Below are 11568 nucleotides of genomic sequence, written 5' to 3'. Positions count from 1 at the left end.
AAAATCGAAGATTTTAGACTTTTGTCCCAGCATCTTTTCATGTTCTTACATTTTGTGATTAACCTAGGTGTAAGTAAGCTGTTTGTAGGGCTTCTTCAACTAATTCCATTACGATAATAGAATGGTCTAAACCTTGCTTCACTTTATCCATATCGTGTGTTGAAATAATATTTTCAAATTCCACGAACTCTTGGTACATACGATGTTTATGCACACGGAAATCTTTATTTTCTGGTGTTTCACCACGTAATGCTAAATTATAACCTTCAAGTGAGTTAGTAGGGCCGTCAATAATAATTGAACCGTTGCGACCTTGAATGGTTGATTTGATAGGTGCGTCTGTATCTTTTGAACCAATACACACGGCTTTAAAGTTCCCGTAATCCAGAATCAGCATTCCAGAAGTATCAATACCACGTTCAACATTGGCATAGTAGTGGCTTGATTTTGGCTCACCAAATAGACCGACCATTAAATGTAGATTGTAGATGTTGATGTCCATAAGGGCACCACCAGCTTTTTTCGGATCAAATGCTGGTAAAACTTCACCATTTTTGAAGGCATCGTATCGAGAAGAATATTGAGAATAGTTGGCTTCAACAATTTTGATGTCACCAAGCAATTTAATGTCTTTTTTGATGGCTTCGAAGTTGCTAAAGTATTGGTTCGTAATTGCTTCCACCAAGACTAAATCTTTTGATAAAGCTAACGCTGCAAGGTCTTCCAATTGCGTAGCGTTGATCGTAAAAGGTTTTTCGCAAATAACATGTTTGCCTGCAAGTAAAGCTTTTTTCGTAAATTCAAAATGTAGGTGATTAGGCAAGGCAACATAAACAGTGTCGATGTCACTCGCTAATAGCTCTTCAATATTTGTATAAACAGCTTCAATCCCGTGGTCATTGGCTAGTTCTTGATTTTTGACTAATGAACGTTCGGATGACAAAAGGGCAGACAACTTAATTGCGGGAATATCATGAACCATTGAAAGGAAGTCCACGACAATCTTACCGCCACCTAAAATACCTAATTTCATATCTATGTTCCTTTCTGGGACTCGCAATTAATTCAAGTCTACTTGGCCATCTTCCATGATTTGCATGACTAATAATGTTTCTTCGTCTTTTACTACTTTTTCTTTGCCATTAATAATTGTTTCATAAATATCACGATATACTTGACGGTAATCGCCAACTTCAGATACCACTAATTCTTTATGGAATTTACCATTATCATCTTTGTAGGTTAAGATACCATAATGTTCTTCCGCATCCACACCAAATCCTGGATTGCCTGGCATATAGAATAATTTTAAGAATTCTTCTTGACGGTCTTTCGTTTGTTTCACGAAGACACCTTTTTGGCCATATACAACAAATGATGGACGTGCTTTAAAACGCATTAATGAACCTGATACTGCTACCTTTAAATTACCATAGTTTAGGTCAAAATCAAAATAATCGTTCATATGTCCTTCACCAAGTAATTGACGAGTATCGTAATGGATATCATCAGGCATACCAAAGTAAGAAATCGCTTGATCTAATGAATGACTACCTAAACCATAAGTATATGAATCGATTAAACTATAGCTAGAACCTTCAGATGATTCTGGGCGGTCGTAGTGAATTTCTACGTCGATTAAATCGCCTAATACACCTGATTCAATGACTTTTTGAGTTGTTAAGAAATCTGAATCATAACGACGGTTTTGATATGCTTGAATGAATAAATTTTTGGATTTCGCTAAGTCAAATAATTCTTTGGCTTGTGCGTATGTTTCTGCAAAAGGTTTTTCAACAAGTACATTTTTACCGGCTTCTAAAGTTTGTTTAGCTAATGCATAATGTGAATGGCTTGGTGTTGTAATTACCACTAAATTAATCTCCGAATCGTTATAAATATCTTCTATTTCACTAGTATAGTATACACCTTCTAATGGTGCCCAGTCACTTTTTCCTGAACGTGAATAGATAGTTTTCACACGAACAATTTCTGGTAAACGGCTTGAGAATGGTAAATGATAGCGGTTGGTTGATTTCCCATTACCAATATAGGCTACTTGTAACATATAATCCCTCCAAATAATTTCTTGTATTAAATATAACGACAATTTTGGGAAAATGATAGCGTATGCCATCAATCTGGTGGAAACTTTTATGAATCATTCTAGAACACAATCTTTTTTGAACATTTCGTCCAGAAATATTCTAGGAATAGGCAAGGGGGCAAATTTCGAGTACAATAAATAGCAGAAAGCCCTTGCAGAAAGGTGAGTTTATGAATTTAATTCAAGCATTAAAAGACGATCGGCAATTTACACCTAATGAAAAAAGGATTGCTGCTTATATATTGGGGAACTTAGTGGAAACGAGTCAATTCACATTAGCTGATTTGTCCACCAAGACCTATACATCACATTCGGCCATCATTCGGCTAACCCAAAAATTGGGTTACGAAGGATTTCGTGATTTTAGAGTGGCCTTGATTGCTTTAGCACAAGAGACACGATTTACGCAGATGCCAGTGGATGCGGATTTTCCTTTTAAAGACGGTGATTCGACGACCATGATTATGAAAAAAATGGCGGATTTAACCACCCAAACGATTCAGGCGATGCAGGCAAACTTAGATACTGCAGTACTGGAGGCTGTTGTAGATGCATGCCTTCAAGCCAAACGGATATTTATTTTTGCCAAAGGGGATACCCAAATTACTGCGCGTTCTTTCCAAAGTAAGATGACTAAATTAGGTATTTTTATTGTGATAGCTGAAGAATACGCTAATGGCGCGTGGGTTGCAAGTAATATTCAAGCAGATGATTGTGCTATTTTTACTTCTTATAGAGCAGACTCGGTCAAATATGAACGTTATCTGGAATTGTTGAATGAAAAAGATGTACCAACCGTACTAATTTCTTCACGTGATGCTTCTGTTTTAACGGATAAAGCGACGCATTGGTTAACGACGGTTGATTTAGAAAGTATGGATTCATTGAAAATTGGGACTTTTTCGTCGCAAATCGCAATTGAATATATTTTCAATGTTGTATATTCCATGATTTATATGAAAGATTATACCTATAATAATGAGCAAGTTGCGAAAAAATACGCAAATATTGCAGAAGGAGCATTAGATGATTAATTGGGGCATTATTGGGGCAGGAAACATTGCCCATCGCTTTGCAAATAGTTTGGCACAAGTGGAAGGTGGGCATTTATATGCTGTCGCGAATCGAACAATCGAAAAAGCACAAGCATTTCAAGCAGACCATCCAAGTGATAAAGCATATGGATCTTATGAGGAGCTATTAAATGATGAAAATGTGGATGCGGTATATATCGCGCTACCGCATCAATTACATTTAGAATGGATTGAAAAAGCATTTAAAGCGGGTAAAGCAGTTTTATCAGAAAAACCTGCAACGATGAATGTGACTGAAGCGAAAGAAATTGCGCGATTACAAGAAAAGTATCCTGTATTTTTCATGGAAGCCATGAAGAGTCGTTTTACACCAGCCTATGAAGCAGTTGCACAGCGAATTCAAGCTGGCGAAATTGGTGATATTACAAAAATCACGACATCGTTATGCCGTGTATTTGATGAAGCGACATCAAGCTACCATTTCCAAGAAGGACCTGGTGGATGCTTACTAGATATGGGCATTTACAATGCGGGCTTGATGCAAGGTTTACTACCTGGTAACTATATTTTACAGGATGTGACCTTCGAAATGCATCCAAATAACATTGAAAAATATGTGTATGCTACTTTTGACGTAGATGGCGTTCCCACAACATTGGAATCGGCTTTTGATCGTCAAACGGATACGGAAGCAGTGATTACTGGAACGAAAGGTGAAATCGTAGTTTATGATTTCCACCGTCCAACCAGCTATGCCGTAACGATTAGAGATGGCGAAACTGAATACATTGAAGCACCATATGTCGTTGATGATTTTTATGGTGAAATCAAACATGTTGTTGATTTATTAGAATCTGGGAAAATTGAAAGTGACCGGATGCCTATTGCGGATACGATTGCAATGGCAGATATCATTAGTCAAATTAAGGGCCGGATTTTTCCTGAATAGTGAATCAGTTATAATAGATACAAAGAGTTCGAAATAAAGGGGAACAAACAGATGAAAATTGAACGCGTTGCATTTTTTGATATTGATGGTACTTTATTCGATCCACGCAAATATGATCGCCCAATTCATGAACAAGTACCTGCTTCGACGAGTGAAGCAATTTTGAAGCTTAAAGCAAATGGTGTCTTACCAATTATCGCAACAGGTCGTTGGAAAGAGATGACTGCTGGTATCGGTGAATACTTGAATATCGATTCATTTATCACGTCTAACGGCCAAGCAGCCTATCTTGAAGACGACTTGTTATACCAAAACTATATCGATCAACAATTGGTAAATCCGATTATTGATCAAATGCGTCAACGCAGTTTGCCGGCTTTTTTCGATACAAAAGAAGGTATCCACATTTTGCCACAGTCCAAACATGTTGAAACCTATACGAAAAATATTACCTACTTGTCTGAAACGGATTATCCCGAAAATGTTTTACAAATGATGGTCACAACGCGAGATGTCCGTCAGGTATCTGATTGGTTGACCAGCTTAAAAGTTGTCCAAACAGGTGAGACACACGTTGACATCTATCCATTAGGTGTTTCGAAAGCCAAGGGTATTGAACGCATTCTAGATGCTTTAAATATTGATGTGAAAAATACGTTTGCCTTCGGGGACGCGAATAATGATTTAGAAATGTTCGGTCATGTTGGCACAGCCGTCGCGATGGGTAACGGAACAGACCGTGCCAAGGAGAGTGCCGACTTCGTTACTAGCGAAGTTTGGAATGACGGGATTTATAAGGCTTGCGAAAAATTAGGTTTATTTGAATAACAAGAAGGGCAACCAGCATTGATGATTGGTTGCCTTTTTCATATCAATAGGTTGAGATGCGACGATTTTGAGGACTCCTGTTATAATATAGGTGTTGGAAAACGCTCACATTATAGGAGGTCACATCATGAAGGTAATTCCTTATTTAAATTTTGCACACTCAAAAGAAGTACTCGATTTCTATGCCAAGCTAGGGGCTGAAGATATCCATATTTTGTATGGTACGGAAGAAATGTATGCAGAAGTGCCAGCAGAACAACGACCTGCAGATCCAAGTGAATTTGTCATGAATGCTAGTTTTACAATTTTTGGTAATTTCATTTATCTTTCTGATAGTTGGGGCAACCAAGCAGTTGACCATGATGGTTCGAATCTTTGTTTTGCCTTTGATCAAGATGATGCTGATGAAGTAGATAAGGTGAAGGCATTCTTTGAAAATGCCATTGCAAATGGTTGTGAAGTGCTGATGCCATTATCGCCAACAGAATGGTCCAATATTTTTGGCATGTTTAAAGATCCTTATGGCATTACGTGGATGTTTAACGGCGAATAGTGTATTTAATAGGGGGTAGCACATGAAAGTAAAATTCCACGGACATTCAGTTGTTTCACTTGAAACAGATGCGGGCACAAAAATTTTAATTGATCCATTTATCACTGGTAATCCGACGACAGATTTAGTTGCGGATACTGTAACGCCAGATGTGATTTTGTTGACACATGCACATGATGACCATTTAGGAGATACAGTTGAGATTGCTAAAAGAACGGGCGCACTTGTTGTCGCAACATTTGAATTATGTGCCTATTTAAATACCAAGGGCATTGAAAATTACCATCCAATGCAACCAGGAGGGGCGCATCAATTTGATTTTGCGAAAATTCATCAAGTTCAAGCGATACATGGCTCATCTGTTTTTGAAAATGGGCAATCCATTGGCTTAGGACTTGCTACTGGTTTTATCATCGAAGCTGATGGTCAAACAGTCTATCATTTAGGGGACACAGCCTTATTCTCAGATTTAAAGATGATAGGCGATTTATTCGCAATTGATTTGGCTTTCATACCTATTGGGGACAATTACACTATGGGACCAGATCATGCTGTGTTTGCGGCTGAATGGTTGCAAGCTAAGCGTGTGGTGCCCATCCACTATAATACAGAGGCTTTTATCGAACAGGATGCCGATGCTTATATCAGTCGATTAGAGGCCAATGTGGGTATTATTCCTGATATTGGCCAAGAGATACCTTTTTAACAAAAAAATAAAGCCAGGGACCGCAATCCTTGGCTTTTTTTGTGTGTTAGTTTAATTTACCATCAAGTACTTGTTGGATGATTTGTGATACGCCTTGTTCGTTATTAGATGGTGCTTGGAATTTAGCGTGTTGTTTTATATCGTCATGGGCGTTGGCCATAGCAAAAGAATATTTTACTGTGGATAACATTTCGATGTCATTATAGTTGTCACCAAATGCCATCATGTTGTCGGTATGAATATTGAAAATTTTGGATAGCTCACGCATGCCACGGCCTTTATCGATGTTTTTATTCATTACATCTATCCATTCACGACCTGAAGTGGTGACAGAGAATTGGTCACTCCAAGCGTCATTATAAAAGGCATTGTATTGATCTACAGAATCTTTTTCTGGTGTAAAGATTGTAAATTTATTGGCTACGGTATCTACATGATCGAATTTTTCATAGTAGTTGATGTTGGAATAAAAAGCACGGTAGGTTTTTTCATATTGACGATGTGCTTTAGGGATATAGGCAGCATCTAAGCCACATAAGATAGGCACACTAGCGAATTTATCTTGATTAAGGGTATCGTTCATTAATTGTTGATAGCCATCTTCTGGGATGATTGAATTGAATAATTGGTCACCTTGGTATGTGATGGTCGCGCCATTATCGGATACGAAAACTAAATCATCAATCAAATTGGGGAACATATCTTGTAAGGTGTAAAGTGGACGGCCGGATGCCAAGGCCACTTTTACGCCCTCTGATTGCAAAGCCCGCACTTGGTCTTCAAAAACTTCCGGTGCTTTCCCTTGATCATTAAGTAGGGTGTAATCCATATCGATTGCGATTAATTGAATGTCTGTCATATATATCCTCCTGGGTGGCTCATTGGTATTTGCATTATGGTTATTTTGACAAAATACGAGAATTACAGCTAAAGTATGATGCCAAGGTCATTTATTTCCTATATTATTATAACCATAAAGCAAACGTTTTAAAAATGAAAGGGACGATATATATGGGTTGCTTAGGAAATATCATATGGATGATTGTCGGTGGGATTATATCTGCCATCTCATGGTTCGTAGTAGGATGTCTATGGTGTCTAACGATTGTTGGGATTCCAATTGGCTTACAATGTTTTAAAATGGCTGGCTTATCTTTAATGCCTTTTGGTAAGGATGTTGTCCGTGATCAAGACGGATTAGGCAGTTTCTTATTGAATATTTTATGGATTCTTTTCGGTGGATTAGAATTAGCAGTGATGCATTTATTCTTTGCTGGTATTTTAGCAATTACTATCATTGGGATTCCATTTGCCAAACAACAATTTAAATTGGCCATCTTATCATTCATGCCATTTGGTGCACGTGTAGTGCCATCAGACACCATTTATTTAGACGTCCGTNCGTGTAGTGCCATCAGACACCATTTATTTAGACGTCCGTTAAAAATAGGATGTGAGAAAAAGCGTTCAGCCCTCAACCAGTAGAAGAATAGTGCCGTGGCACACGGAGTGTGACGCAAACTATTCTGAAGCGCAGGGCTTTCTGGAGGTCCGAACTCAACTTCATAGGATGAGAGCGCGGGCGTTAAGATAAGTAACATTTTCGAACTTAATTTCAAAAGGTGGGACAAAAAGGGTCCCGCCTTTTTTGTTGATATAACGTAGCTTTTGAAGAAGCGTATTCTATATTTATGTCATTGTACATATTATATTCAATAAAGACGGGAATTGATGCACACAATGGCTTGTGTGCACTATTATGAGAAAAAATGCGTCTCAAACTAGCCTGAGTGATTCGGGTATTAAAAATCGCGTCACACAACCGTCTGTGTGACGCGAATTTTCTCATTTTGATCACTTCAGCCCCTGAAGTGATCAATTAGCGTTTATTTGTAATTATATATGTACAATTATATGTGGCACGAATAAATCGTCAACTTTTGCCTATAAGGCATCTATATAAAAATATTTTCTGGATAGCAAAATACGTGAACAACTCAGAAAAAGAATTGTTCACGTATTTTTTGTTTTATGGCTTAGCCATTTTTTATGCAGTTTCCTTCATTAAAATTAGCATTCTATTTTCAGAGGTTCAATTCAAAACGTCCTGAGCGAATGCTATTTAATCTGTCATGATTGGTGCGTATGTGAGGTCTTTGATGACATCCTTTAGTGGGGCAACAGGTGCTTCTAATAAGAAACCACGTTTACCAGCTGAAAAAGTAATTGTTTCATAGTTAAGTGCTGATTCGTCGATAACAGTGGTAAATTCTTTTTTCATGCCGATAGGTGAGCAACCGCCGTGTACATAACCTGTCAATGGTTCTAGATCCTTTTGCGGAATCATGTGCACATTTTTTTCATTTACAGATTCAGCTGCAGCCTTTAGGTCTAATTCTTTATTTACAGGCACTAAAAATACAAAATAGTCTTTTGATTTACCTTGTGTAACGAGGGTTTTGAATTGTTTGTTAGGGTCTATGCCTAAAGCAAGCGCAACATCTTCCCCATTATGTACTTCAAAGTTATCAGGTAATACTTTTTCTTCATAAGCGATTTTATGTTGGTCTAAAATCCGCATAACATTCGTTTTCTTCGCTTTTGCCATTGATGGACTCCTTTATCGTATGTAATCTTCAAAATATATGAAGTTATTGTAGCATTTTTTGCCTAAATTGGGGTGTTTTAGGTTTTTTAATGAATTGTATGAAGATATGTTGACAATGCTTCAAGGAAATTATGCATAAAAGTATATAGATGTAAAAAAATATAACATATTGCGTGAAGTTTTCTTTTCTTTTTTGATAAAATGAGGGTATAATACAGCATATCTATTAAAGGATTAAAATACACTGAGGAAGATTAGAGGGGATTGTATGATTAAATTTAAAAAGCAATCATGGCTTATTTTTATTGCTAGTTTAATGACATTATTATTTACAGTTGTACCAAAAGTTGCTCAAGCAACAGAAACAGCAGATAGTGACAAAACATATACTATCGCAACCGACACTACATTCGCACCATTTGAATTTCAAGATGCAGATGGAAATTTTGTAGGTATCGACGTTGATATCTTAGCTGCAATTGCAGAAGACNTACAGTTGTACCAAAAGTTGCTCAAGCAACAGAAACAGCAGATAGTGACAAAACATATACTATCGCAACCGACACTACATTCGCACCATTTGAATTTCAAGATGCAGATGGAAATTTTGTAGGTATCGACGTTGATATCTTAGCTGCAATTGCAGAAGACCAAGGATTCAAATATGAATTGAAATCTTTAGGTTTCGATGCGGCGGTTCAAGCAGTTGAATCTGGTCAAGCAGACGGTGTAATTGCAGGGATGTCAATTACAGACGAACGTAAACAAACGTTTGATTTCGCAGATGCTTACTATGAATCTGGTACTTCATTTGCTGTACTAGATAGCTCTGACATTCAATCATTAGAAGACTTAGAAGGTAAATCAGTTGCCGTTAAAACAGGTACACAAGGTGCTGAACTAGCTGCTGAGTTAGCAGACGAATACGGCTTTACAGTGAACACATTCGATGATTCACCAAATATGTACCAAGATGTTGTTTCAGGGAACTCTGCAGCAGCAGTTGAAGATACACCAGTTATGGGATACGCAATTTCCCAAGGTTTAGAACTTCGTATGATCGGTGAAAAAATGAGTCCAGCACCTTACGGATTCGCAGTATTAAAAGGACAAAATCCTGAATTAGTTGAAATGTTCAATGCTGGTTTAGAAAACATTAAAGCCAACGGAACTTACGATGAAATCTTAGCCAAATACGGTGCAGATGAAGGTCAATCTTCATCTACAACAACAGCAACACCAGCTTCAGACAAAACATACGTGATTGCTACAGATACTACATTCGCACCATTTGAATTCCAAGATGCTGATGGTAACTTTGTAGGTATCGACGTTGATATCTTAGCTGCGATTGCTGAAGATCAAGGATTCAAATATGAATTGAAATCTTTAGGCTTCGATGCGGCAGTACAAGCTGTTGAATCAGGCCAAGCAGATGGTGTTATCGCGGGTATGTCAATTACTGACGAACGTAAACAAACATTTGACTTCGCGGATGCTTACTATGAATCAGGTACTTCATTTGCAGTATTAGATAGTTCAGATATTGAATCTCTTGAAGACTTAGAAGGTAAATCAGTTGCCGTTAAAACAGGTACACAAGGTGCTGCTTTAGCTGACGAATTAGCAGACGAATACGGATTTACAGTAAATACATTTGATGATTCTCCAAACATGTACCAAGACGTTGTTTCAGGTAACTCTGCAGCAGCAGTTGAAGATACACCAGTTATGGGTTACGCAATTTCTCAAGGTTTAGAGTTACGTATCATTGGTGATAAATTAAGTCCAGCACTTTACGGATTCGCAGTATTAAAAGGACAAAATCCTGAATTAGTTGAAATGTTCAATGCTGGTTTAGAAAACATTAAAGCAGACGGAACTTACGATGAAATCTTAACAAAATATGGTGCTAATGAAGGCCAATCAGCTGAAACAGAAGAAGAACCTGCAGCTGTAGAAAAAGATTCATTCTTTGCACAAATTACAAATAACTTCCCTGCATTGATGAAAGGTTTAGGTACAACAGTTTACTTAGCAATCATCTCATTGGTAATTGCGACAATTGCTGGTATCTTCCTAGGTTTGATGCGTACAAGCGGTAATGCTATTCTTTCAGGAATCGCAACAGTTTACATCGACATCATACGTGGTTTACCATTATTGGTAATGTCATTCTTTATCTACTTTGGTATTCCATCAATGTTCAACATCACTATTTCAAGTATTGTAGCAGGTATCTTAACACTATCTCTAAATGCTGCAGCTTACATGGGTGAAATTGTACGTGGTGGTATCCAAGCTATCGATCTAGGACAAACTGAAGCAGCTCGAAGCTTAGGTTTAACAAAAGGCCAAACTATGCGCCGTGTAATCCTTCCTCAAGCAGTTAAAGTGATGGTTCCATCATTCATTAACCAATTCGTTATTACTTTGAAAGATACCTCAATCTTATCAGTAATCGGTATTGTAGAATTAACACAAACAGGTCGTATCATTATTGCCCGTACTTACCAATCAGGTAGCATGTGGCTAATCATCGGTCTAATGTACATCATTATCATCACAATCTTAACAAAACTTTCAGACTACATTGAAAGAGTTTACGTAAAAAATAAAACAAGTATGTAATCTCAGGATGTGAGAAAAACGAACAGCCCTCAACCAATTTGGAAGAGGGCTGTTTTTTTGAACTTAACTTGATCCGGACGTGAAAAAACACTCAATCCTTAACAAAAGTAGGGGCTGAGCGTTTTTATTATATTTAAGAAAATCCCCAAAGT

Annotated in this window: 11 protein-coding genes and 1 pseudogene; 8 read left to right on the top strand and 4 right to left on the bottom strand. The window is 37.6% G+C overall.

All coding sequences use genetic code 11. From position 1 onward, the window contains the following. Positions 1-58 precede the first annotated feature (58 nt). Complete coding sequence (locus tag EF384_RS06580; RefSeq protein WP_123780475.1) at positions 59-1033, bottom strand: Gfo/Idh/MocA family protein; 975 nt, start codon at positions 1031-1033, stop codon at positions 59-61. A 27-nt stretch (positions 1034-1060) separates the two neighbouring features. Then, complete coding sequence (locus EF384_RS06575; protein ID WP_123780473.1) at positions 1061-2068, bottom strand: Gfo/Idh/MocA family oxidoreductase; 1008 nt, start codon at positions 2066-2068, stop codon at positions 1061-1063. A 209-nt stretch (positions 2069-2277) separates the two neighbouring features. On the opposite strand from EF384_RS06575, the gene EF384_RS06570 reads away from it, so the two are divergent. From EF384_RS06570 to EF384_RS06550, 5 genes are all read left to right on the top strand, one after another. Continuing rightward, a complete protein-coding gene (locus tag EF384_RS06570; protein WP_123780468.1) occupies positions 2278-3141 on the top strand; it encodes a MurR/RpiR family transcriptional regulator in 864 nt (287 codons plus the stop codon). Further along, positions 3134-4090, top strand: coding sequence for a Gfo/Idh/MocA family protein (locus EF384_RS06565; RefSeq protein WP_123780466.1), 957 nt, complete (start codon positions 3134-3136; stop codon positions 4088-4090). Before EF384_RS06570 ends, EF384_RS06565 begins: the two co-directional genes overlap by 8 nt. Positions 4091-4141: 51 nt before the next feature. Continuing rightward, positions 4142-4918 carry a Cof-type HAD-IIB family hydrolase gene (locus tag EF384_RS06560; protein ID WP_123780464.1) on the top strand — a complete coding sequence of 259 codons (777 nt, stop codon included), beginning with the start codon at positions 4142-4144 and terminating at the stop codon, positions 4916-4918. 127 nt (positions 4919-5045) lie between these two features. Continuing rightward, positions 5046-5471: a VOC family protein gene (locus EF384_RS06555; RefSeq protein ID WP_123780462.1), complete on the top strand. Its 426-nt coding sequence runs from the start codon at positions 5046-5048 to the stop codon at positions 5469-5471. Between the two features lie 22 nt (positions 5472-5493). After that, positions 5494-6177: a metal-dependent hydrolase gene (locus EF384_RS06550; RefSeq protein WP_123780461.1), complete on the top strand. Its 684-nt coding sequence runs from the start codon at positions 5494-5496 to the stop codon at positions 6175-6177. A gap of 46 nt (positions 6178-6223) precedes the next feature. Here the strand turns inward: EF384_RS06550 and EF384_RS06545 are convergent, their stop codons facing one another. After that, positions 6224-7036: an HAD family hydrolase gene (locus EF384_RS06545; RefSeq protein WP_123780459.1), complete on the bottom strand. Its 813-nt coding sequence runs from the start codon at positions 7034-7036 to the stop codon at positions 6224-6226. Between the two features lie 152 nt (positions 7037-7188). On the opposite strand from EF384_RS06545, the pseudogene EF384_RS06540 reads away from it, so the two are divergent. Continuing rightward, a pseudogene (locus tag EF384_RS06540) lies at positions 7189-7554 on the top strand (YccF domain-containing protein); the annotation flags it as partial. A gap of 745 nt (positions 7555-8299) precedes the next feature. Here the strand turns inward: EF384_RS06540 and ybaK are convergent. After that, on the bottom strand, positions 8300-8785 hold the full coding sequence (gene ybaK, locus EF384_RS06535) for a Cys-tRNA(Pro) deacylase (RefSeq protein WP_123780455.1): 486 nt from the start codon (positions 8783-8785) through the stop codon (positions 8300-8302). A 268-nt stretch (positions 8786-9053) separates the two neighbouring features. Here ybaK and EF384_RS09940 point away from each other — a divergent pair, with 268 nt between their 5' ends. Both EF384_RS09940 and EF384_RS06525 read left to right on the top strand, forming a co-directional pair. After that, positions 9054-9398, top strand: coding sequence for a transporter substrate-binding domain-containing protein (locus tag EF384_RS09940; protein WP_123780453.1), 345 nt, complete (start codon positions 9054-9056; stop codon positions 9396-9398). A gap of 56 nt (positions 9399-9454) precedes the next feature. Continuing rightward, positions 9455-11416: an ABC transporter substrate-binding protein/permease gene (locus EF384_RS06525; RefSeq protein ID WP_369406833.1), complete on the top strand. Its 1962-nt coding sequence runs from the start codon at positions 9455-9457 to the stop codon at positions 11414-11416. Positions 11417-11568 lie beyond the last annotated feature (152 nt).

Source organism: Aerococcus agrisoli (assembly GCF_003797145.1).
Taxonomy (GTDB): Bacteria; Bacillota; Bacilli; order Lactobacillales; family Aerococcaceae; genus Aerococcus; species Aerococcus agrisoli.
This window is presented reverse-complemented; position numbering and strand designations above follow the sequence as displayed.

Bases quoted from the DNA above. Each gene is read 5' to 3' on its own strand.
- EF384_RS06580 (WP_123780475.1), bottom strand. From the start codon at position 1,033: ATGAAATTAGGTATTTTAGGTGGCGGTAAGATTGTCGTGGACTTCCTT.
- EF384_RS06575 (WP_123780473.1), bottom strand. From the start codon at position 2,068: ATGTTACAAGTAGCCTATATTGGTAATGGGAAATCAACCAACCGCTAT.
- EF384_RS06570 (WP_123780468.1), top strand. From the start codon at position 2,278: ATGAATTTAATTCAAGCATTAAAAGACGATCGGCAATTTACACCTAAT.
- EF384_RS06565 (WP_123780466.1), top strand. From the start codon at position 3,134: ATGATTAATTGGGGCATTATTGGGGCAGGAAACATTGCCCATCGCTTT.
- EF384_RS06560 (WP_123780464.1), top strand. From the start codon at position 4,142: ATGAAAATTGAACGCGTTGCATTTTTTGATATTGATGGTACTTTATTC.
- EF384_RS06555 (WP_123780462.1), top strand. From the start codon at position 5,046: ATGAAGGTAATTCCTTATTTAAATTTTGCACACTCAAAAGAAGTACTC.
- EF384_RS06550 (WP_123780461.1), top strand. From the start codon at position 5,494: ATGAAAGTAAAATTCCACGGACATTCAGTTGTTTCACTTGAAACAGAT.
- EF384_RS06545 (WP_123780459.1), bottom strand. From the start codon at position 7,036: ATGACAGACATTCAATTAATCGCAATCGATATGGATTACACCCTACTT.
- ybaK (WP_123780455.1), bottom strand. From the start codon at position 8,785: ATGGCAAAAGCGAAGAAAACGAATGTTATGCGGATTTTAGACCAACAT.